At 68.0% G+C, this 22,249-nt stretch carries 20 protein-coding genes; 13 read left to right on the top strand and 7 right to left on the bottom strand.

Translation table 11 applies throughout. The annotated features are described in order from the left end of the window. Positions 1 to 2 precede the first annotated feature (2 nt). The 4 genes from C6570_RS01130 (at position 3) to glcF (ending at position 3,361) form a co-directional block, all read left to right on the top strand. Entirely contained in the window at positions 3 to 1,145 is a 1,143-nt protein-coding gene (locus C6570_RS01130; RefSeq protein ID WP_211297628.1) for a phage head morphogenesis protein, read from the top strand. Next, the gene (locus C6570_RS01125; RefSeq protein ID WP_106701290.1) at positions 1,145 to 1,588 is read left to right on the top strand and encodes a phage virion morphogenesis protein; all 444 of its coding nucleotides are present in this window, start codon (positions 1,145 to 1,147) and stop codon (positions 1,586 to 1,588) included. Before C6570_RS01130 ends, C6570_RS01125 begins: the two co-directional genes overlap by 1 nt. A 242-nt stretch (positions 1,589 to 1,830) precedes the next feature. Next, positions 1,831 to 2,112, top strand: a complete 282-nt coding sequence (locus C6570_RS01120) for a hypothetical protein (protein ID WP_123812172.1) — start codon at positions 1,831 to 1,833, stop codon at positions 2,110 to 2,112. Positions 2,113 to 2,119: 7 nt separating this feature from the next. After that, positions 2,120 to 3,361, top strand: coding sequence for a glycolate oxidase subunit GlcF (gene glcF, locus C6570_RS01115; protein WP_106701286.1), 1,242 nt, complete (start codon positions 2,120 to 2,122; stop codon positions 3,359 to 3,361). Between the two features lie 97 nt (positions 3,362 to 3,458). Here the strand turns inward: glcF and C6570_RS01110 are convergent, their stop codons facing one another. Further along, a complete protein-coding gene (locus C6570_RS01110) occupies positions 3,459 to 3,950 on the bottom strand; it encodes a glutathione peroxidase (protein ID WP_106701284.1) in 492 nt (163 codons plus the stop codon). 186 nt (positions 3,951 to 4,136) lie between these two features. On the opposite strand from C6570_RS01110, the gene C6570_RS01105 reads away from it, so the two are divergent. Continuing rightward, a complete protein-coding gene (locus tag C6570_RS01105; protein WP_123812171.1) occupies positions 4,137 to 5,342 on the top strand; it encodes an ANTAR domain-containing protein in 1,206 nt (401 codons plus the stop codon). 6 nt (positions 5,343 to 5,348) lie between these two features. Here the strand turns inward: C6570_RS01105 and C6570_RS01100 are convergent, their stop codons facing one another. Together C6570_RS01100 and lplT are read right to left on the bottom strand one after the other, a co-directional pair. After that, positions 5,349 to 6,230 (bottom strand): DMT family transporter, encoded by an 882-nt coding sequence (locus C6570_RS01100; protein ID WP_106701279.1) that lies wholly within the window; start codon positions 6,228 to 6,230, stop codon positions 5,349 to 5,351. After that, entirely contained in the window at positions 6,227 to 7,510 is a 1,284-nt protein-coding gene (gene lplT, locus C6570_RS01095) for a lysophospholipid transporter LplT (protein WP_106701277.1), read from the bottom strand. Before lplT ends, C6570_RS01100 begins: the two co-directional genes overlap by 4 nt. 194 nt (positions 7,511 to 7,704) lie before the next feature. On the opposite strand from lplT, the gene alr reads away from it, so the two are divergent. Both alr and C6570_RS01085 read left to right on the top strand, forming a co-directional pair. Further along, a complete protein-coding gene (alr, locus tag C6570_RS01090) occupies positions 7,705 to 8,802 on the top strand; it encodes an alanine racemase (RefSeq protein WP_106704446.1) in 1,098 nt (365 codons plus the stop codon). A gap of 63 nt (positions 8,803 to 8,865) precedes the next feature. Beyond that, positions 8,866 to 9,660, top strand: coding sequence for a hypothetical protein (locus C6570_RS01085; protein ID WP_245896260.1), 795 nt, complete (start codon positions 8,866 to 8,868; stop codon positions 9,658 to 9,660). Between the two features lie 67 nt (positions 9,661 to 9,727). On the opposite strand, the gene C6570_RS01080 is transcribed toward C6570_RS01085, so the two are convergent. Next, positions 9,728 to 10,486 (bottom strand): TSUP family transporter, encoded by a 759-nt coding sequence (locus tag C6570_RS01080; protein WP_106701273.1) that lies wholly within the window; start codon positions 10,484 to 10,486, stop codon positions 9,728 to 9,730. 350 nt (positions 10,487 to 10,836) lie between these two features. Next, positions 10,837 to 11,172 carry a hypothetical protein gene (locus C6570_RS17860; protein ID WP_123812170.1) on the bottom strand — a complete coding sequence of 112 codons (336 nt, stop codon included), beginning with the start codon at positions 11,170 to 11,172 and terminating at the stop codon, positions 10,837 to 10,839. A gap of 47 nt (positions 11,173 to 11,219) precedes the next feature. On the opposite strand from C6570_RS17860, the gene C6570_RS01075 reads away from it, so the two are divergent. From C6570_RS01075 to C6570_RS01050, 6 genes are all read left to right on the top strand, one after another. Further along, a complete protein-coding gene (locus tag C6570_RS01075; RefSeq protein WP_106704445.1) occupies positions 11,220 to 11,867 on the top strand; it encodes a TetR-type transcription factor C-terminal domain-containing protein in 648 nt (215 codons plus the stop codon). After that, positions 11,867 to 12,748 carry an SDR family oxidoreductase gene (locus tag C6570_RS01070; RefSeq protein ID WP_106701271.1) on the top strand — a complete coding sequence of 294 codons (882 nt, stop codon included), beginning with the start codon at positions 11,867 to 11,869 and terminating at the stop codon, positions 12,746 to 12,748. Before C6570_RS01075 ends, C6570_RS01070 begins: the two co-directional genes overlap by 1 nt. Beyond that, on the top strand, positions 12,745 to 14,397 hold the full coding sequence (locus tag C6570_RS01065) for an acyl-CoA carboxylase subunit beta (protein WP_106701269.1): 1,653 nt from the start codon (positions 12,745 to 12,747) through the stop codon (positions 14,395 to 14,397). The genes C6570_RS01070 and C6570_RS01065 overlap by 4 nt, the downstream gene beginning before the upstream one ends. Before the next feature lie 197 nt (positions 14,398 to 14,594). Continuing rightward, positions 14,595 to 15,773 carry an acyl-CoA dehydrogenase family protein gene (locus C6570_RS01060; RefSeq protein WP_106701267.1) on the top strand — a complete coding sequence of 393 codons (1,179 nt, stop codon included), beginning with the start codon at positions 14,595 to 14,597 and terminating at the stop codon, positions 15,771 to 15,773. Further along, positions 15,773 to 17,755, top strand: coding sequence for an ATP-binding protein (locus C6570_RS01055; protein WP_106701265.1), 1,983 nt, complete (start codon positions 15,773 to 15,775; stop codon positions 17,753 to 17,755). The genes C6570_RS01060 and C6570_RS01055 overlap by 1 nt, the downstream gene beginning before the upstream one ends. Then, entirely contained in the window at positions 17,752 to 18,918 is a 1,167-nt protein-coding gene (locus C6570_RS01050; RefSeq protein WP_106701263.1) for an acyl-CoA dehydrogenase family protein, read from the top strand. The genes C6570_RS01055 and C6570_RS01050 overlap by 4 nt, the downstream gene beginning before the upstream one ends. 197 nt (positions 18,919 to 19,115) lie before the next feature. Here the strand turns inward: C6570_RS01050 and C6570_RS01045 are convergent, their stop codons facing one another. Continuing rightward, positions 19,116 to 20,276: an ABC transporter substrate-binding protein gene (locus C6570_RS01045; RefSeq protein WP_106701261.1), complete on the bottom strand. Its 1,161-nt coding sequence runs from the start codon at positions 20,274 to 20,276 to the stop codon at positions 19,116 to 19,118. 110 nt (positions 20,277 to 20,386) lie between these two features. Further along, positions 20,387 to 22,246, bottom strand: a complete 1,860-nt coding sequence (locus C6570_RS01040; protein ID WP_106701259.1) for an AMP-dependent synthetase/ligase — start codon at positions 22,244 to 22,246, stop codon at positions 20,387 to 20,389. Positions 22,247 to 22,249: the final 3 nt, after the last annotated feature.

The raw sequence follows: 22,249 nt of genomic DNA, 5'->3' as shown, positions 1-22,249 counted from the left end.
TCATGGCCACAAGCAGCGCGCTGACGCCGGCCGAATTCGCCAAGCTGCGTAGCTTGCCGCCAGCCGATGCCATCGCCTGGATGCGCGGGCGTGGCCAGCTGACCGAAACGTACAGCTGGCAGGACCTGTGGCAGCGCGAGCATGCGCAGCAGTTCACCGTCAGCAGGCTGGCGCGCGTGGATCTGCTGGACGCGCTGCGCGACGGCTTGACGAAGTCCGTGGCCGGCGATCTGACGCGCAAAGACTGGATGCGCGACGCGGAGAAGCTGCTGGCCGACGCCGGCTGGTGGGGCGCGAAGGCTGTGACCGACCCGGTGACCGGCGAGAAGGTAATGACACGCTTCGACCCGGCGCGGCTGAAGCTGATCTACGACACCAACACGCGCCAGGCCTATGCGGCAGGCCAGTGGCAGCGCATCCAGCGCACCAAGCGCGCGCTGCCCTACCTGCGGTACGTGACCAAACGCGATGACCGGGTGCGCCCGCTGCACGCGCTCTGGGACAACGTGACACTGCCGGTGGACGATCCGTTCTGGCAGACCCATTTCCCGCCGAACGGCTACCGCTGCCGGTGCAGCGTGATTCAGGTCACCCAGGCTGAGTATGACCGGGGGAACACGCCGCGCGGCCCGGCCCTGAAAAAGCAGCGGCCCGAGGTGGTGACCAGCGAATTCGTGAACCGGCGCACGGGCGAAGTGACCGACGTGCCGGCCGGCATCGACCCTGGCTTCGACTTCAACGTGGGCGACTCGCGCCAGGCGCTGCTCACGAACCTGGTGCAGCGCAAACTGGCCAGCTTGTCCGCGCCGATGCGCACCGCCGCGCAAGCCGCGGGGCTGAGCCCAGCGCCGCTTCGGGGGCTGGGCGGCACCGCCACCACTGCAACAGCCTGGACAGACCCGAAGACCGGCCAGGTGCGTGTGTACCTGAACGATTTGCCCGAACAACGCGGTGCCAAGGTGTGGATTGAGCCACTGGAGCGGCCCGATTCTTCGGGCGCCGACTACACGGTCAAGGTGAAGGCCGACAACCTGACGCGCGTCGAGGTGTCGAACCTGGCCAACGCGGCCGAGCGCTTCCTGGGCCAGCTGGCAGGGCGCCGCGTAAAGCTGCTCGCTGAACTTCTGCTGTTGCTGGGGGCCTGATGATCACTGTAACGATCGAAAGCCAGCAGCTGAACGACTATCTGGTGCGGCTGTTCGACCGCACCACGGATCTCAGCCAGCCCATGTCGGACATCGGCGCCGTACTGGAAAGCCGGATTCAGGGGCGCTTCGAGACTCAAACGGACCCGAACGGCATCGCTTGGCACCCGTGGGCACCGTCGACGCGTGCGAACTACCCTGAGGACGGCAACCACCGCCTGCTTGATCGCTATGGCGACATGCTGCGCAGCCTGAGCTGGTCGGCAGACAGCACCAGTGTCACCGTGGGGTTTGGACAACCCTACGCGGCCTATCCCGAGTGGGGCACCAAACACATGCCCCGACGTGGCATGCTGTTCTCGGTGCCGGATGCTGGCACGCTGGGCGCTGAAGACGAGCGGCTGGTGCTTGACCTGCTGCAGGGGTGGCTGAACGACGCCTGAGATGCGCGAAAATTCATCGACGCGATTTTTTGCCACAGTGGCAACGGCGTTGCAGAGTTTGTCCCACCACATGCCGGCTACGTGCCATCGAATCCCAATTTATCGCACCGCCTGCCCTCTGAATATCTCAGTCCCTTTCAAAATGGCTGATCAAGGCGTACGAATGGACCTCGGGCTTTGGGTTTGAAATTGCACGCCCTTTGCTGAGGCTGGGGTTGCTTCCGTCCGCAGTTCTGTCTGTGGTGTATCTGGTCCTGATGGCCTCGCATGACCCGGTTCTTTGGACGGGGCCGATCTGGAAGGTTGCGCCGAGCAAAGGGATCCAGTGGGCACAGTTCACTCTCACGAACCTGATGCCAATACCAGGAATCGATTTGGCGAAGGAGCTTCGCCCTCAGCTCTTTGGCAGCAGCACATTCGTCGCATTCGTTGCACTGGTGCTTGAGATGGTGCAAAAAGCTCTCGCGGTAGCCGCGTTTTTTCTGACAGCGCTTGCTTTGCGCAATCTATTCAAAATGAAGTGAAGTAGCCATGCAAACTACCCTGGCCCCTGAGTTTGTCGGCACGCCCGAAGGGATCGAAGCCGAAGCCATCCTGCGCAAATGCGTGCACTGCGGCTTCTGCACCGCCACTTGCCCCACCTACCAACTGCTTGGCGATGAGCTGGACGGCCCGCGTGGCCGCATCTACCTGATCAAGCAGGTGATGGAAGGCGAGGCGCCCACGCGTGACACGCAACTGCACCTGGATCGGTGCCTGACCTGCCGCAACTGCGAAACCACCTGTCCCAGCGGCGTGCGCTACGGGCGGCTGGTGGACATTGGCCGCGACGTCGTCGAACGCAAGGTGCCCCGCCCCGCCGCCGAGGCGCGCGAGCGCCGCTGGCTGCGCCAGGGTTTGAGCTCGCCCCTCTTCGGCCCCGCCATGCGCCTGGGCCAGTCGGTGCGCGGCTGGCTGCCCGCCAAGCTGCAGGCCAAGGTGCCCGTGCGGCGCGACCCCGGCACCTGGCCCCAGCGCGAGCACGCGCGCAAGGTGCTCATGCTCGACGGGTGCGTGCAGCCGTCGATGGCGCCCAACATCAACAGCGCCACCGCGCGCGTGCTGGACGCCGCCGGCATCCAGTGCGTGCTGGCGCGCGGGCAGGGCTGCTGCGGCGCGGTGAAGTTCCACCTGGCTGACCTGGAAGGCGGGCGCGCGCAGATGCGCGCCAATATCGACGCCTGGTGGCCGTACGTGAATGCTGGCAGCGTGGAGTCGATCATCGTCAACGCCTCGGGCTGCGGCGTGATGGTCAAGGACTACGGCCACGCGCTGAAGGACGACGCGCGCTACGCCGAAAAGGCCGCGCGCATTTCAGAACTGGCGCGCGACGTGAGCGAGCTGCTGCCCGACTTGGTGGTCGCCCTGGCGCCGCGCGTGCGCCCGGTGGCGGGCACCCTGGCCTGGCACGCCCCCTGTACGCTGCAGCACGGCCAGAAACTGGGCCCCAACGTCGAGCAGCAACTGCGCGCCTTGGGCTTTGACGTGCGCCCCGCCCTCCAAGAGCCGCACCTGTGCTGCGGATCGGCGGGCACCTATTCGGTGCTGCAGCCGGAGCTGTCGCAGCGCCTGCGCGAACGCAAGCTGAGCCACCTGCTGGGCGAGCGCCAGGCCGACCGGCCGCAAGCGGTGCTGTCGGCCAACATTGGCTGCATCACCCACCTGCAGGCGGGCACCGACGTGCCCGTCCGGCATTGGATCGAAGTGCTGGACGAGGCGCTTCAAAAAGCATAGCTGCCGGCGCAGGCGCAGCGTGCGCCAGGGGGCTAAATGGCCCTCAATCGGCCGCTAGGTCGGGCCATGCCCCGTCGCGCGGCCCGGCCCGCGCGCATCACGCCGCCAGCGCGGCTTGAATGGCGTTTTCTAGCGCGGCCGGTTTGCGCTGCGGCGCGTAGCGCGCCAGCACGCGGCCGTCGCGCCCCACCAGAAACTTCGTGAAGTTCCACTTGATCGCCTGCGTGCCCAGCACGCCGGGCGCGGCCTGCTTCAGCCAGGTGTAGATCGGGTGCGCGGCCGGGCCGTTGACGTCGGTTTTGGCCATCAGCGGAAAGCCCACGCTGTAACGCGTGGTGCAGAACGCGCCGATCTCTTGCGCACTGCCGGGCTCCTGGTGGCCGAACTGGTTGCACGGAAAGCCGATCACTGCCAGGCCCTGCGCGGCATAGCGCGCGTGCAGCGCCTGCAGGCCCGCCAGTTGGGGCGTGAAGCCGCACGCACTCGCCGTGTTGACCACCAGCAACACGTCGCCCGCCCACTGGCGCAGCGGCACGGCCTGGCCAGCCAGCGTGGTCAAGGTGAGGTCGGGTAGGGCGGTGCCGGGCATAGGGAAAGGCGTGAATTCGTCACGGGGGTGCGGCCAGTCTGCCACGTTCCGCTGCACGAATCTGCGCGTGAGGTGAAAGACCGCGCGCCTTATGACGCAGGTCCTACCCAGGCGGCGCCGGCAGAGACACAATTCAAGTTTGAAACAGCGCGCAACGGGCCTGCGCAGCCCGCCACCCACCCTGCCGTGACACATACCTACGCTTTTGTCGGTCTGACGCCCAGCGAGCGATCCTTGCTGGAGTCGATCTTCGCCATGGACGCCGACGATTCGGCGGACGAGCTGGGCGACGAAGGCCTGATGCCCGTGCGGCTGGGCGTGGACAAGGTGCCCGTAGACCTGCTGATCGTCAACGGCGACGACCTGGAGGTGGTGGAGCAATTGCACGCCACCCACCCCGAGGCGCTTTTGGTGCTGGTGGGGCACCCGCCCGGCGGCCAAGGCGTGCGCTGGCCGGTGATGCGCCGGCCGTTGGACCTGCACGGCGCCGTCAGCGTCTTGGGCGAGCTGGACTGGCCCGATACGCCGCTGGAGCGCCGTGTGGCGGTTCGGCAGCGCCCGCAAGCCACTGTGCAGGTGAGCGACGGCGGGCAGCCTTCTCATCAACCGCCTCAGCTCTCTCAGCCCTCGCAGCCCTCGCAGCCGCCCAGCAGCCGCCCTCCGCCCACCACGTTTTCTTCTGAAGACATGTCTTCGGCCTTCGCGCCCACCACGGCACGCATGCCGATGTCTGCAGCCGCTCCGGCAGCGCCGCCCCCGGGCCTGTCGGCACGCGCCGCCTGGGCCATGTCGGAAAGAGAGGCGGCCGAGGGTCCGGCTTCGTCGCCTGCGCACCACGCACCGCGGCCATCCGTGCCCATGGCCGCGTCTGCGCCCATGCCACCCCTGTCCGTGCCCCCGGCCGATACGGTGCTGGCGGCCGACGACGATGTCAGCGCGGCCGCTACGGCTGGCGATGCGCTGCCCGTGGCCGACCCGGTGGCGCCGGCCCCGTCGCCGCGCCGCGCCGACGTCCTGGTGGTGCACAGCCGGCGCGATGGGCAGATGCCGTCCATGGTGCGCGGCCTGCGCGACATGGGTTACGCCGTGGGTGCGGTGGGCCCGCAGGAAGACCCGGTGGTGGCCATCAAGCGCCACCGCGCTGCCTTTGTGTTTCTGGACCAGCATTCGCTGGGCAAATCGGCGCTGCCTTTGGCGCGCGAAATTGCGGCCTTGCGCCGTTCGCCCGCCGGGCCGCCGCACCTGATCGTGGTGGCACGGGAAGGCTCGGCTTTCGACCGCCTGCGCGCGCGCATGGCCGGCTGCGGGTGGATGCAGGTGCCGATCGACGGCGACCGGCTGGCCAGCTACCTCACGCGCCGTGGCTTGCCGCGCCCGCACGGCGGGCGCTGAGCCACTTCAGGCCGTACGCTGCCGGATCACGGCCAGAAACGCTGCTGTCATGATCAGCGCGCCGCCGGCCCAGGTGGCCGCGCCGGGGTGCGCCGCGCCCAGCAGCACCGCCGAAACGCTGGCAAACACCACTTCCGACAGCATGATCAGCGAGGTGGTTTGCGCGGGCAGGCGCGCCGCGCCGTACTGCAAGGCCAGGTTGCCGCACAGGAAGGCGGCCGTCAGCGCCAGCACCCAGGGCAGCCAACTGCCCAGCGGCGCCTGCGGCATGGCGCCGGCGCCGATCAGCAGTGCCAGCGCGCTCGACGTGCCGACGCCGCCCAGAAACATGGCCGTGGCGCGCGCCGTCTGCGGCGTGTCGCGCCAGCGGCGCAGCAGCGCGTTGGTCAGCGCAAAGCAGAAGCCACCCAGCAAGGCCAGCGCATCCGCCAGGCCGGTGGGCGTGGCGCCCACGGCGCCGGGGCGGTACAGCACCAGCATCACGCCTGCCAGGGCCAGGCCCAGGCGTACGGCAGCGGCGGCCGTGGGGCGTTCGCCCAGCAGCCACCAGGCCAGCCCGACGGACCACAGGGGCATCAGGTAAAACAGCAGCACCACGCGCACCACGTCGCCAATCGTCACGCTCCAGTTGAAGCTGAGGTTGGTCATGCCCGCCGCGAGCGCCAGCAGCAGAAGGTGCGGGTGGCGAACCAGGTCGCGCAGGCCTTGCGGGCGCCACAGCAGCAGGATCAGCAAGCCGCCGCCGTACACCATGGCCGTGGTCCACAAAGGGTGCAGCCCCACGCCGTTCAAGGCCTTGAAAGCCACCCAGGACAAGCCCCACACCAGCGCGTTGAACAGCAGCGCCAACGCCGGTGCGGCGTTGCCGGCTGCGCTGGGCTGGCTCATGGCTCTTGCCGTTGCCCGCGGGCGATGCGCATCAGTTGTTTGATGGCGGCGGTGTGGTGGCGCAGGTTGTAGCGGTACCACATCTGGATGAGCAGCATGGCGCCCACCACCACGCTGCCAAACAGCGCAATGGCGCCAAACGCCGAAAGCCCCACCCCGGTGGAGAAGCTGTACAGCGCGCCCAGGCCCAGGATGCAGGCCTGCTCATTGAAGTTCTGCACCGCGATGGAGCGGCCAGAGCCCATCAGGTTGTGCCCGCGGTGCTGCAGCAGCGCGTTCATCGGCACGACGATGTAGCCGCCCAGGCCGCCCATCACGATCAAAAGCGGCACCGCCACCCACAGATCGCGCACGAAGACCATGGCGATGACCAGCGCGCCCATCATCATGCCCAGCGGCATGACGGCGGTGGCGCGGTCCAGGCGCACCCGCACCGACGCGGCGATGGCGCCCACGGCCGTGCCCAGCGCCACCACGCCCACCAGGCTGGCCGCCTGCGTGGTGCTGTAGTGCAGCGCCGCAGCCGCCCACGCCAGCACGATGTAACGCATGTTGCCCGACACGCCCCAGAACAGCGTGGTGGTGGCCAGCGAAATCTGACCCAGCTTGTCGTGCCACAGGCGCGAGTTGCAGCGCCAGAAATCCGGCAGCAGGGCCGACAGGTTGCGCGGCAGGGGGCGCATCTCGACACCCGTGCACGGGATGCGGAAGTTGAAGATCGTCGCCACGAGGTAGACCAGCGCCAGCGTGGCAATGGCCGCTTCGGGCGGGGTGCTGATGCCGGTCTCGATGAAGGGCAGGTCGATTTGCAGGAGCAGCGGCGCCAGTCGCGGCCCGATCAGCTGGCCGCCCAGCAGCACGCCCAGGATGATGGAGCCGATCGTCAGCCCTTCGATCCAGCCGTTGGCCTTGACCAGCTGCGACGGCGGCAGCAGCTCGGTCAGGATGCCGTACTTGGCCGGCGAATACGCCGCCGCGCCCAGGCCCACCACGGCGTAGGCCAGCAGCGGGTGCCCGCCAAAGAGCATCAACAGGCAGCCGACGATCTTGATCGCGTTGCTGATCAGCATCACCAGGCCTTTGGGCTTGGAGTCGGCAAACGCCCCCACCCAGGGCGCCAGCACCACGTAGAACAGCGCGAACATGGGCACCAGCGCAGCCCGTTGCCATTCGGCGGCGCCGTCGGCGGTGAGCAGGGCCACCGCAGCGACGAACAGCGCGTTATCGGCCAGCGAGCTGAAGAACTGCGCGGCCATGATGGTGTAGAAGCCGCGCTTCATGGGGGTGTCAGGTGCGTAATCCGGCGCGCCGGATCCGAGTGGTGTGAAAACAAACGTTGTTGCAACTCGATGCGGATCGGGGGTTATAGCATGCGCCCCTGCGCCTACTGTGACGGGTTTGCCAGGGGCGCGCAGGTGACAGAATCCGTGATATCCATCACTCACGCGCGCACTTGGGCGCGCCCCAGCCGGTCATGCCTCGTCCCATCCTTGCCACCGTTCATACCGACGCGCTGCGCCACAACCTGCAGCGCCTGCGCGAAGCCGCGCCGGGCGCGCGCCTGTGGGCCGTGGTCAAGGCCGACGCCTACGGCCACGGCATCGAACGCGCCTTCGAAGGCCTGCGCGGCGCCGACGGCTTTGCCCTGCTGGACCTGGCCGAGGCCGAGCGCGTGCGCGCACTGGGCTGGCGCGGGCCGATCCTGCTGCTCGAAGGCGTGTTCGAGCCGCGCGACCTGGAGCTGTGCTCGCGCCTGAACCTGTGGCACGCCGTGCACTGCGACGAGCAGATCGACTGGCTGGCCATGCACAAGACGCACCAGCCGCACCGCGTCTTCCTGAAGATGAACTCCGGCATGAACCGCCTGGGCTTCTCGCCCGAGCGCTACCGCGCCGCCTACGCCCGCCTGGCCGCGCTGCCGCAGGTGGAAGAAATCTCGCTGATCACCCACTTTGCCGATGCCGACGGCGACCGCGGCGTGGCCGAGCAGTGGGCCGTGTTCGATCGCACCACCCAAGGCCTGCCGGGCGAGCGCAGCGTGTGCAACAGCGCCGCCGTGCTGCGCTACGGGCAGGACGGCGCCCTGCGCGGCGACTGGGTGCGCCCCGGCATCGCCACCTACGGCTCGTCGCCCGACTACCCGGCCCACACCGCCGAGCAGTGGGGCCTGCGGCCCACCATGACGCTGAGCGCGCGGCTGCTGGCCGTCAACACCGTGGCGGCGGGTGGGCGCATCGGCTACGGCGGCGCCTTCACCGCTGAACAGCCCACCCGCGTGGGCGTGGTGGCCTGCGGCTACGCCGACGGCTACCCGCGCGTTGCGCCCACTGGCACGCCCGTGCTGGTGAACGGCGTGCGCACCCGCACGCTGGGCCGCGTCAGCATGGACATGCTGGCTGTCGATCTGGACCCGGTGCCCGACGCCGTGTTGGGCAGCGAAGTCACCCTGTGGGGCGTGGCCGCCAACGGCGCAGTCCTGTCGATCGACGAAGTGGCGCACGCGGCGGGCACCGTGGGCTACGAGCTGATGACCGCGCTGGCACGCCGAGTGCCGGTGGTGGTGCAGGGCTGAGGCGCGCGGCCAGCGCGACTATTGATGGCCAAATCGCCCTCTGGCGCTGGCAGGACGGGCGCCGTGCGCTCTACTTTCAGGAGCGTTCGTGCGCAAGAGGGGCGCCTGGTTCGCCACCTGCGCCAACGCCACGTGCTGTGGCTGCATGGGTGGGCGATGGGCTTGCTGACCTTGGGCGCCATGGCGCTGGCCAATACGGCGCTGCGCGGCGCGGGTGTCGACACCCTGGCGGGGCGCTACGTCGTCGCACTGGGCGTGGGCTACGTCACTTACCTGCTGATCGTGCGCGTTTGGGCGGGCATGCTGGTGCGCCGTGAGGAGCGCGATGTGCTTGATGCGGCGCAGGACGTTTTCCCATGGCCGAACGGGCCAGGCAACGGCGCCTCGTTTTCCAGCGGGCGCGGCGGCGATTTTGGTGGCGGCGGCGCCACGGGCGGCTGGGATGGCGATGGCGCGGCTCAGGGCGTGGACAGCGCCAGCCATGCGCTGGGCGACGTGGCCAGCGGGGCGTTGGGTGCGGCGGCCAGCACCGACGAAGCGGCCATCGTCGTCGTGCCCGTGGTCGCCGTGTTTCTGGCGGCGGTGGCGGTGCTGCTGGGCGCGGGCGGGCTGCTGCTGGCGTACTTTGGCACCGAAGCGCTGCTGGCAGCGGCCGTCGAACTGGCCTTTGCCTACACCGCCGCGCGCACCGTGGTGCGCGTTGAGCGCGAAGGCTGGCTGCTGGCCGCCGTGCGCCTGACGTGGAAGCCCATGCTGGGCGCGCTGGTGTGCGCCGCCTTGCTGGGCGGCTTGATCGACCACTTCATCCCGCAAGCCGACACGCTGCCGCAAGCCGTGCGCCTGCTGCGTGTGCGCTGAGCGGGCGCACGGTTTGCTGCTGAATTGATAGCTGTCAGCGCTGGTGCAGCGTGCGCCAGAGCACTATTTACTTCAAGAAAGCGTCGTACCCGGTCTTCAGGATCAGCGCACTCACCACCACGATGAACACGCCCCGCACAAAGCCCGCGCCGTGCTTGAGCGCCAGGCGCGTGCCGATCAGGCTGCCCATCACGTTGGCCACCGCCATCGTCAGGCCGATGTGCCACCACACGTGGCCCTTCATGGCAAACAGCGCGATCGCCGCCACGTTGGTGGCCACGTTCAGCAGCTTGGCCGCGGCCGAGGCGTTCAGGAAGTCGTAGCCCAGCACACGCACCATCAGGAAGATGAAGAAGCTGCCCGTGCCGGGGCCAAAAAAGCCGTCGTACCAGCCGATGGTGCCGCCGATCAGGCAGGCCAGCAGCGTTTCGCGACCCTGCGCGTGGCGCGGCGCATGCGTGCGGCCCATGTCCTTCTTGGCCAGCGTGTACAGCAGCACGGCTAGCAGCACGAACGGCAGCAGGCGGCGCAGAAAGTCCGGGTTGATCACCGTGACCACCCACGCCCCGATGAACGAACCCACCAGCGCCGCCAGCGCCGCAGGCAGGATCACCGCCCAGCGCATCTGCACGCGGCGGCTGAACTGCCAGGCGGCGATGCTGGTGCCCCAAACCGAAGCGCTCTTGTTGGTGCCGAACAGCGTGGCCGGGGGTGCGCTGGGGTAGATGGCGAAAAGGGCGGGCACCAAAATCAGGCCGCCGCCGCCCACGATGGAATCGATGGTGCCGGCCAGCAGCGACGCCATCGAGGCAAGGATCAAGTCCATGGGGCAGTGCGCTATTGAAAAAGTAGCTGCCAGCGCAGGTCACGCGGGCGCTGGAGTGCGAAAAGACCCGCATTATGCGCGCACCGTGCGGCTGGGCCGAAAGCCGCTGCGCACGGTTTTGGGTCGCCCCAAGAAAAAAAGGGCGCCTGCTGGAGGCGCCCTTTAAAGAACAAAATGTGACGGATCGGATTGAAATTCTGTTTGTCGCGGTGGTCTCGCTTGTGTCTCCTCGGCCCCTCGGTTGTCGCAACCATTGACTGCGGCCCCCAAGTGCTGCAAATTTATCACCGCCAAGGTGCCTGTCCTATTGGGGTTCGCCCTAGGGGTGCACCTAATTGGTGCCAAAAGATTCAATTTGAGACGCCGATTTGTTCAATCGGCGTACGAAGGCAGCGTTTCCACGCGGAGATCAGCGGCATGGCGAGCCCATCGCCGGCGGATCGGCGACAACGCCGTCCACGCCCGCGTGCATCCAGCTGGCCATTGTGGGCGCATCGGCCATCGTCCATCGTCCAGCGCATCACCTTCCTGCCCGCTGGTTGGGTGCAGGCCACCATCGCGCGCGTGGTGTGGGGCTGGTCGTTGGCATCGCTCACACAGCCGCTCAACAGGCCGCCGTGCGCAGCGCTTTGCGCATGCAGTGGCAGGGTGAGCGGGCGTCGGTCAAGCGCGGCTTCATTTTTCACAAAGCAAGCGCTTGGCAAAAATGTTGGGCGCGCGTATGCTGGCGGCCATGACCCTGGATGCCGACGCTCAGTCACCGCCGCGCGTGCGACGCGGGCGCCCGCCCAAGACCGCGGCCGAGCGCGACGAGGGCAACCGCCGGCAAGACCTGATCGCCGCCGCCGCCCGTCTGTTTCGCACCAAGGGCTTTGACGGCACCAGCACGCGCGACATTGCCGCTGCGGCAGACATGCAAAGCGGCTCGCCCTTCTACTTCTTCCAGAACAAGCAGGCGATGCTGCACGCGGTGATGCAAGAGGGCATGGCGCGCGTCATCGCCACGCAGGCCGAGGTGCTCAAGGCGCTGGGCGGGCGCGCCACGGCGCATGCCCGGCTGCGCGCCCTGGCGCGCCACCACCTGGAGGTGCTGCTGGGCCCGCACAGCGACTTCATCCCGGTGATGCTGTACGAATGGCGATCGCTCACACCCGTGCAGCGCGTGGACATCACCGCGCAGAAAGATGCCTACGAAGCGGCGTGGATGCCGGCCATCCGCACGCTGTACCGCGCGGGGCAGATCAAGGCCACGCCCGAGGCTGCGCGCCTGCTGATCTTTGGCGCGCTGCAATGGGCGGTGCAGTGGTACCGCCCGCAGGGCGCGCTGTCGCTGGACCAGCTGACCGAGCAGGCCATGCTTTTGTTCACCCGGGAGAAGTGATGTACCGCAGTGTGTTTGCGCCTGGGCTGCTGGCCGGGCAGGTGGTGATCGTGACGGGCGGCGGCTCGGGCATCGGGCGTTGCACCGCGCACGAGCTGGCCGCGCTGGGCGCCCACGTCGTGCTGGTGGGGCGCAACGCCGACAAGCTGCGCGCCGTTCAGGCCGAGATCGAGGCCGATGGCGGCGCCGCCAGCCACGCCGTGTGCGACATCCGCGACGAAGCCACGGTGCAGCGCACGGTGGCCGACGTGGTGGCGCGCCACGGCGCCATCGACGCGCTGGTCAACAACGCGGGCGGCCAGTACATCACGCCCGCAGAAAAGATCAGCGCCAAGGGCTGGCAGGCGGTGGTCGACACCAATTTGACCGGCGGCTTTCTGATGGCGCGCGAATGCTTCGTGCAAAGCATGCAGGCGCGCGGCGGCGCCATCGTCAACATCATTGCGGACATTTGGGGCTCCATGCCAGGCATGGCGCACAGCGGCGCGGCGCGCGCCGGCATGGTCAGCCTGACCGAAACCACCGCCGCCGAATGGGCGCAAAGCGGCGTGCGCGTCAACGCGGTTGCGCCGGGCTACATCGCGTCTAGCGGCATGGACCACTACCCGGCCGAAGCGCAGCCCATGTTGCGCGCCATGCGCCAGACCGTGCCGCTGGGCCGCTTTGCGACCGAGGCCGAGGTGTCGGCCGGCATCGTCTTCTTGATCAGCCCGGCGGCCAGCTTCATCAGCGGCACGGTGCTGCGCATCGACGGCGCGCGCCCACAGGTGCGCATGGGCTGGGGCCAGGTGGCGGCGCCGGCCGACGTGCAGGCGCGCCCCGCCGTCCGGCCGTTCGACGGTTTTCACCGCTACGTCGCTCCCAAGCTCTTCAACCCATGACTGCGTTCAATTCCACCTGGAACGCCGGCAGCGAGCTGGCCCGCAGCCGGCGCGAGGCCGCGCTGGCGCGCATCGCCGCCTGGCGCGCCCTGGAGGCGCGCGCCGCCGATGCATCGGCGCGCGCGCAGCCGCTGTTCGACAAGCGCGGCCAACTGTTGCCGCGCCAGCGCGTGGCCTTGCTGCTGGACGCGGGTGCGCCGTGGCTGCCGCTGTGCACGCTGGCCGGTTACCTGCAGGACACGCGCGACGCGGCCAAGTCGGTGCCGGGCGGCGGCATGCTGGCGGGCATCGGCTTCATCGAAGGCGTGCGCTGCATGGTGGTGGCCAGCGATTCGGGCATCGAAGCCGGCGCCATTCAAGAGCGCGGCCTGGAAAAGATGCTGCGCGTGCAAGAAATCGCGCTGCAAAACCGCCTGCCCTTCATCCACCTGGTGGAAAGCGCGGGCGCCAACCTGATGCGCTACCGCGTCGAAGGCTTCGTGCACGGCGGCGCGCTGTTTCGCAACCTGGCGCGGCTGTCGGCGGCGGGCCTGCCGGTGGTGACGGTGCAGCACGGCTCGGGCACGGCTGGCGGTGCCTACATGCCGGGGCTGTCGGACATCGTCATCATGGTGCGCGGACGTTCGCGCGCGTTCCTGGCCGGGCCGCCGCTCTTGAAGGCGGCCACGGGCGAGGTGGCTACCGAAGAAGAGCTGGGCGGCGCCGAAATGCACACCGCGGTCTCTGGCTTGGGCGAATACCTGGCGGAAGACGACCGCCACGCGCTGGGCATCGCGCGGCAGGTGGTGCGTGGGTTTTCAGATGCTTTTGGGCCGCCGGCGCAGGTGCATGGTGCGCTGGCAGCTATCAAAAACAAAGCAAATGGCGCGGCCGAGCCAACGCTGAGCGCGCAGGATCTGCTGGGCCTGATGCCGCCGCACCACCGCGAACCGGTGGACATGCGCGAGGTGGCCGCCCGCATCGTGGACGGCTCCGAGCTGCTGGAATTCAAGCCGCTGTTTGGCAGTGCCACCGTGTGCGCGCAGGCCAGCGTGGGCGGGCACCGCGTCGGCATCGTCACCAACAACGGCCCCATTGACGTGGCCGGCGCCAACAAGGCCGCGCACTTCATCCAGTGGATGTGCCAGCTGGGCCACCCCATCCTCTACCTGCAGAACACCACGGGCTACATGGTGGGCAAGGACAGCGAACAGGCCGGCATGATCAAGCACGGCAGCAAGATGATTCAGGCCGTCACCAACGCCACCGTGCCGCAGATCACCATCCAGTGCGGCGCCAGCTTTGGCGCTGGCAACTACGGCATGTGCGGGCGCGGCTACGCGCCGCGTTTTCTGTTCAGCTGGCCCGGCGCCAAGACGGCGGTGATGGGCGGCGAGCAGGCCGCACGCACGATGCAGATCGTGACCGAGGCCGCGCTGGCCCGCAAAGGCATCACGCCCGACCCGGCCGAATCGCAGGCGCAGTTCGACAAGATCGTCGCCATGTTCGAGGCGCAGGCCGACGCCTTCACCACCAGTGGCCTGCTGCTGGACGACGGCGTGATCGACCCGCGCGACACCCGCGCCGTGCTGCGCTTCTGCCTGGACACCATTACCGAAGGCGCGGCGCGCGAAGTGCGGACGATGCAGTTTGGCGTGGCGCGGATGTAGGCCATGAGGCACCCCCTGAGTCGCCTGCGGCGCCTTCCCCCCTCGCTCTTCGCGCCGCGCGCTGCGGGAGGGGGGACAACGCCAGCGCCCGGCGCGGGTCCGGGCGCGGCGTTCGTTGGTACTGCGGCGCGGGCGCCTTGTGGTTGACGCAGCGCGCCATGCAAAGCTGATTCGAGAAAACCAAGGAGACAAAGACCATGCAATGGACCCATGAGCACGAGGAGATCCGCAAGACCCTCAAGCGTTACATCGACGAGCAGATCAACCCCTATGTGGACGAGTGGGAGGCGGCCGAGATCTTCCCGGCGCACCAGGTTTTCAAGGGCTTGGGCGACCTGGGTCTGCTGGGGCTGACCAAGCCGGAGGAATACGGCGGCATGGGGCTGGACTATTCCTATTCGGTGCTGATGGCCGAAACGCTGGGCCACATCCACTGCGGCGGCGTGCCGATGGCCATTGGCGTGCAGACCGACATGTGCACGCCCGCACTGGCCCGCTATGGCAGCGACGAGCTGCGGCGCGAATTCCTGGCACCGGCGCTGGCGGGCGACATGGTCGGCTGCATCGGCGTGAGCGAGCCCGGCGCGGGCAGCGACGTGGCGGGCATCAAGAGCTTTGCCCGCAAGGACGGCGATGACTACGTCGTCAGCGGCCAGAAGATGTGGATCACCAACAGCCTGCAAGCCGACTGGATGTGCATCCTGGTCAACACCGGCGAAGGCGCGGTGCACAAGAACAAGAGCCTGGTGATGGTGCCCATGCGCGACGGCCGCAACGGCCAGCTGACCAAGGGCATCGAGATCGCCGGCAAGATCAAGAAGATCGGCATGAACGCCAGCGACACGGGGCTGATCTATTTCGACGAAGTGCGCGTGCCCCAGCGCAACCTGATCGGCACTGAGGGCCAGGGCTTCATCTACCAGATGCAGCAGTTCCAGGAAGAGCGCCTGTGGGGCGCGGCCAGCTGCGTGCAAAGCTTTACCAACGCCATCGAATGGACGGTGGAATGGGCGCAGCAGCGCAAGCTGTTTGGCGTCACGCTGGCCGACCAGCAGTGGGTGCAGTTCAAGCTGGCCGAAGCCAAGACCGAGGTGGAATGCCTGCGCGCGCTGATCTACCAGGCGTGCGAGCGCTACGTGGCCGGCGAAGACGTGCTGGAGCTGGCCAGCATGGCCAAGCTGAAAGCCGGGCGCCTGGGCCGCCTGGTGCCAGATACCTGCATGCAGTTCTGGGGCGGCATGGGCTACACCTGGGAGAACAAGGTCTCGCGCATGTACCGCGATTCGCGCCTGACCGGCATTGCCGGCGGCGCCGATGAGGTCATGCTCGGCATCATCGCCAAGACCATGGGCATCGCCAAACGCCCCCCACGGTGATGAAGCGCATCCTCATTGCCAACCGGGGCGAAATTGCGCGCCGCGTCATCGCCACCGCGCAGCGCATGGGCATCGAGACGGTGGCCGTGTATTCCGACCCCGATGCCAACGCGCCGCACGTGCGCGAAGCCACGCTGGCCTGGGCCTTGGGCGGGCGCGCGTCGGCCGAAAGCTACCTGCGTGCCGACGCCTTGCTGCAAGCGGCGCGCGCCACCGGGGCCGACGCGGTGCACCCCGGCTACGGTTTTTTGAGCGAAGACGCTGGCTTTGCCGAGGCAGTGCGCGATGCCGGCTTGACCTGGATCGGCCCACCGCCTGAAGCGATTCGCGCCCTGGGCAGCAAGGCGGCCGCCAAGGCGCTGGCACGCGACCACGGCGTGCCGTGCCTGCCAGGCTACGCAGACGAAGACCAGAGCGAAGCGCGCTTCACTGCGGAGGCTGCGGCCATCGGCTACCCGGTCATGGTCAAGGCGGTGGCGGGCGGCGGCGGGCGCGGCATGCGCCTGGTCACTGAGGCGGCGCAGTTGGGCGCGGCGCTGGCCAGCGCCCGGGCCGAGGCGCTGGCCGGCTTTGGCAACGGTGATTTGCTGATCGAGCGCGCGCTGCTGCAGCCGCGCCACGTCGAGGTGCAGGTGTTTGCCGACGCGCATGGCCGCGTCATTCACCTGGGCGAGCGCGATTGCTCGGTGCAGCGCCGGCACCAGAAGATCATCGAAGAAGCGCCCAGCCCCGCGCTGGACGGCGCCCCGCGCGACCAGATGGGCGCGTGCGCCGTGGCGCTGGCCAAGGCCGCCGGCTACGTGGGGGCGGGCACCGTGGAATTTCTGGTGGCGCAGCAGGACGGCCAAAGCGCGTTCTACCTGATGGAGATGAACACGCGCCTGCAGGTGGAGCACCCGGTCACCGAGGCGCTGACGGGGCTGGACCTGGTGGAATGGCAGATTCGCGTGGCGCGCGGCGAGCCGCTGCCGCTCACGCAAGAGCAGGTGCGCCTGACCGGCCACGCCATCGAAGTGCGCCTGTGCGCCGAAGACGAGAGTTTCCAGCCCCACACAGGCCGCATCGCGCACTTCGCTGCGCCGCCCGCGGCCGCCTTTCAGCGCGCGCCGCTGCGCTTTGACCATGCGCTGGCGGCGGGCGCTGAAGTCTCGCCCTATTACGACGCGATGCTGGGCAAGCTGATCGTGCACGCCGACACGCGCGACGCCGCCATTGACCAGCTGTGCGCCGCGCTGCGCCGGCTGGAGGTGCTGGGTGTGCCCACCAACCGCGCTTTTCTGATCGAGTGCCTGCAAAGCCCGCGCTTTCGCAGCGGGCAGGCGCTGATCTCTTTTCTGAGCACGGACGCGGACGGCTTGCGCGCCGAGCTGCATGCGCGCCAGCGGCTGGCCGATGCGCGCTGGGGCGCCGTGGTCACGCTGGGCGCCAATGGCGCGCTGCCCTGTACCTTCCCGGCGCCGCGCCGCCTGCGGCACAGCGGCGACACGCGCGATGTGGCGGTGCAGCCGCTGGGCGACGGGCAGTGGCGCCTGCGCAGCGCCGATGGCGAGGCCGATACCTGGCAGGTGCAAGAAGGCGCACCCGGCATTCGACAGGTGGTGACGGGCCACGCGTCGCACCGCGTGGCCGCCGTGCCCGTGCCGACCGCAGAGGTGGCCCGTCGCTGGCACCTGCAGGCGGATGGCGTCGACTGGTGGGTGGATGATGTGTCTTATGAGCCTGCAGCGCAGGCGGGGCAAGCGCTGTCAGCTACAGAACTGAGAGCAAACTTCAATGGCAAGGTGGTGCGCCTTCACGCGATGCCCGGCCAGACTATGGCGGCGGGCGAAACGGCACTGGTCATCGAATCGATGAAGCTGGAGCACAGCCTGGCGCCGCGCGCCGACGCGGTGGTGGCCGAGGTGCTGGTCAGCGAAGGCCAGCAGGTGACGCCTGGGCAGGTGCTGCTGCGCTTTGCGCCGCCGCAGAAGGTGGCCGCATGACCGCCGCGTCGGGCACCGGCATACCCGCCGCCACGGCGGCAGAGCGCGCCCTGCTGGCCGACACCGTGGCGCGGTTTGCGCGCGAGCAGATCGCGCCGCACGTCACCGCGTGGGACGCTGCCGGTGAGTTTCCGCGCCGCCTTTACCGCCAGGCGGCCGAACTGGGCCTGCTGGGCCTGGGCTACCCCGAGGCGTACGGCGGCACGCCCGCCTCGCACGCCCTGCGCATCAGCCTGTGGGTGCCGCTGTGTCGCTACGGCGCCAGCGGCGGCGTGCTGGCCAGCCTGCTGTCGCACAACATCGGCCTGCCGCCGGTGCTGGCGCTGGGCAGCGAGGCGGTGCGGCGCGAGGTGATTCCGCCCGTGCTGGCGGGCGAGCAGATCGCCGCGCTGGCGGTCACCGAGCCGGGTGGCGGTTCGGACGTGGCGGCGCTGGCCACCCGCGCGCGCCGCGACGGCGACGACTACGTGATCGACGGCGAGAAGGTGTTCATCACCTCCGGCATGCGCGCCGACTGGATCACCGCGGCCGTGCGCACGGGGGATGGCACAGGCGGCATTTCGTTGCTGCTGGTACCGGGCGACAGTGCGGGCCTTCACCGCACGCGGCTGGACAAGATGGGCTGGCTGTGTTCCGACACCGCGCACCTGCGCTTTGACGGCGTGCGCGTGCCGGCGCGCTACGTGCTGGGTGAAGAGGGCGCGGGCTTCAAGGCCATCATGGGCAACTTCAATGGCGAGCGCTTCGGCATCGCCTGCGCCGCGCTGGGCTTTGCGCAAGCCTGCTACGACGAGGCGCTGGCCTGGGCGCGCGAGCGGCGCACCTTTGGCAGTGCGCTCACGGGGCATCAGGCCATCCGCCACAAGCTGGTGGACATGCAGCAGCGCATCCGTGCCACCGAGGCGTGGCTGGAGCAACTGGCCGCGCGCGCCGACGCGGGCGACACCGGCGCCGACTGGGTGGGTGAGGTGTGCGTGCTGAAGAACCACGCCACGCAGGCCATGGCGTTCTGCGCCGATGCGGGCGTGCAGATTCTGGGCGGCATGGGCTTCATGCGCGGCACGGTGTGCGAGCGGCTCTACCGCGAGGTGAAGGTGCTGACCATCGGCGGCGGCACCGAAGAAATCATGAAGGACCTGGCTGCGCGGCAGTGGCGGCTTTGAGAAGAATCCGCCTCTGGCGCAGGATGGGAGGGCGCTGACAGCTATCAAAAAAGTAGTTATTGCGTTTCGCTGTGGCGCAGCCGGGCAGGCTGCCTCAAACCACGGCACTCACGCCAGGCGCCGCGCTCGCACGCAAAAAAGCCGCCCGAAGGCGGCCCTGAATCCCACGCGCCTGACGCGCGTTGAACGCGCGGCGCTTACTTCATGTACTCGGACACCACTTTCCACTTGCCGTCCTGAATCTGCGAGATGCGCGACGCATCGCTGCCCAGGCGCTTGGTGGCCGAGAAGGTCATCTGGGCCGACCCGAAGATGTCGGGCGGAATGGTGATGCTGTCCATCGCCTTGATGAAGCTGTCGGTGCTCAGGTTGGCGCCGGCTTTCTGCGCGCCCTTGGCGAAGGCGTCCACCAGCGTGTACCCGTAGGCCGAGAACACGGTCGGGTCTTCGTTGTACTTGGTCTTGTACTTGTTCGCCCAGAAGCGGATCGGCTGCGAGGCCTCGTCCAGGTAGGGGTTCTGCACCGTCATGGTGGCGTACAGGCCATCCATCGCCTTGCCGCCCAGCTTGTGGATCAGGTCGGTGTAGGCCGCGCTGGAGCTGATCATCGTAGAGTTGAAGCCGGTCTTGCGCGCCTCGGCGATGGTGCCGATCGTCTCGCGGATGATGGTGCCCAGCACCACGAAGTCGCAGTTGGCGGCCTTCATGCGCGCCACCTGTGAAGAAAAATCGGTGGCGCCGCGCTTGAAGCTGGTCTTCTCGGCCATCTCCATGCCTGCGGCCTTGAGCCCGGCCTCGGCGCCGCGCAGCACTTCCAGGCCGAATTCATCGTCCTGGTAGATCGCGCAGACCTTCTTGGCGTTCTTTTCCTTGGCCATCTTGGGCACACCCAGGCGCATCTGGTCGTAGTAGGTGGCGGCAAACGAATACTTCAGGCGGTTCAGCGGCTCATACATCTCGCGCGCGGCCGTCACCGGAAAGAAGTTGATCACGTTCTTGTCGAACAGCACCGGGAACGTGGCCACGTTCTGCGCCGTGCCGATGTGGCCCACCATGGCGAAGATCTTGTCCTGGTTCACCAGCTTTTGCGCCGCCAGCACGGCGCGCTTGGGGTCGTAGCCCGAGTCTTCCACCTTCAGGTTGATCTTGCGGCCGTTGATGCCGCCTTGCTCATTCAGCTCTTCCACGCGCAGCTGCATGCCCATGCGCACCTGCTTGCCAAAGCCCGCCAGCGGGCCGGACAAATCCTGGATAGACCCGAGCTGGATCTGATCCTTGGTCACGCCTTGCGATTGCGCCAGCGCCATGCTGGATGCGGCCGCGCAGGCGGTGGCGATAAGTGCAGTCTTCAGTCGCATGTTGTCTCCTTATGGTGTGTGTGAAACGCTAGGGAAGGCGCCCCGCGTCGCAGGGCCATTGTCTTGGCGCGGCCCGCGCACAGGCCGCGGTGTTAACCCTGAGGGTGGCCTCAAGGCTGGTACATCGCCCGGATCTGCGTGGCGTACTTCTCTGCCACCATCTTGCGCTTGAGCTTCATGGTGGGCGTCAGCTCTTCGTCCTCGGCCGTCAGCTGCTTGTCCAGCAGGAAAAACTTCTTGATCTGCTCGACCCGCGCAAACTTCTTGTTCACCTGGTCGATGACGTCCTGGATCAAGGCCTGCACCTCTGGCGCGCGCGTCAGGCTGGCGTAGTTGGAGAAGGGCACGTCGTTGTCCTGGGCAAACTTTTCGACGTTCTCCTGGTCCACCATGATGATCACGGTGAGGTAGGGCAGCTTGTCGCCAATCACCACCGCATCGGTGACGTAGGGGCTGAACTTCAGCTCGTTCTCCAGCTCGCTGGGCGTCACGTTCTTGCCACCGGCCGTGATGATGATGTCCTTCATCCGGTCGGTGATGCGGTAATAGCCGTCACCGTCCACCGCGCCCACGTCCCCGGTGCGCAGCCAGCCGTCCTCGGTGAAGGTCTCTGCTGTTTTCTCGGGCTGGTTCAGGTAGCCGGCAAACACGTTAGTGCCCTTGACCTGGATTTCGCCCGACGCCGGATCGATACGAACCTGGTTGTAGCTGGCCGCCGGCCCGATGGAGCCGGGCCGAATGCGCGCGGCGGGAATGCCGGTGGAGGCGCCGCACGTCTCGGTCATGCCCCACACTTCCAGCATGGGCACGCCCAGCGACAGGTACCACTTGACCAGGTCGGGCGAAATCGGCGCGGCGCCTGTGACCAGAAAGCGGGCGCGGTGAATGCCGATCAGCTTGCGGACGTTGTCCAGCGCCAGCCAGCGCGCCAGCGTGAAGCGCGCCTTCAGGCTGGCGGGCACGGGCTCACCCGCCAGCACGTGGTTGGCAATGCGCTCACCCACGCGGATGCCCCAGGCGTACACGGCTTGCTGCAAGCGCGTACCTTCCTTGAGCGAGATGGTGACGCCGGAATAGAACTTCTCCCACACGCGCGGGACGGCCGTGAACACCGTGGGCGCGATCTCGCGCACGTTCTCGGGCACGGTGTCGGGGTTTTCAACGAAGTTCAGTCGCGCGCCGGTGTAGAGCGAAAAGTATTCGCCGCCCATGCGTTCGGCGATGTGGCACAGCGGCAGAAAGCACATGCACTCGTCGGTTTCGTAGCGTGGCAGCAGCGCGTTGTACCCGCGCACTGTGTAAGCGAGCCCACGGTGCGTGTGCATCGCGCCCTTGGGCTTGCCCGTGGTGCCGGATGTGTACACGAGGATGGCCAGGTCGTCGGGCGTGCAGGCCGCCACGCGTTGGGCCAGCGCCTGCGGCTGCTCGGCGTGGTAGCGCCGCCCCAGCTCGCGCAGCGCCGCCATGCTCATCACGCCCGGATCGTCCAGGTCGCGCAGGCCCTCCATGTCGAACACGATGATCTTCTTGAGCAGCGGTAGCTGCTCGCGCACTTCCAGCGCTTTGTCGAGCTGCTCGTCGTCTTCCACAAAGAGGACGCTGGTGCGCGAGTCCTCGCACAGGTAGTGCACCTGCGTGGCGGCGTCGGTGGGGTAGATGCCGTTGGACACGCCGCCCGCAGACAGCACGGCCAGATCGGCCAGCACCCAGTCGATCACGGTGTTCGACAGGATGGACGCGGTGTCGCCAGCGGCAAAGCCCAGGGCCATCAGCCCGTCGCCCACTTCCTGCACGGCCGTGGCCACTTGCGCCCAGGTCCAGCTGCGCCAGATGCCCAGGTGCTTTTCGCGCAGCCAGACTTTGTCGGCACGCTGCGCGGCGGCGTTCCAGAACATCGCCGAGATGGTGTCGCCGTCGAGCACGCTGTCGGCTTGCGGGCGGATGTGTGAAAGATCCCAAAGCTTGGACATGGG

The sequence above is a fragment of the Ottowia oryzae genome, from assembly GCF_003008535.1.
GTDB lineage: Bacteria > Pseudomonadota > Gammaproteobacteria > Burkholderiales > Burkholderiaceae_C > Ottowia > Ottowia oryzae.
Note: the sequence above shows the minus strand (reverse complement) of the source record. Positions and strands in the feature narration are given on the sequence as shown.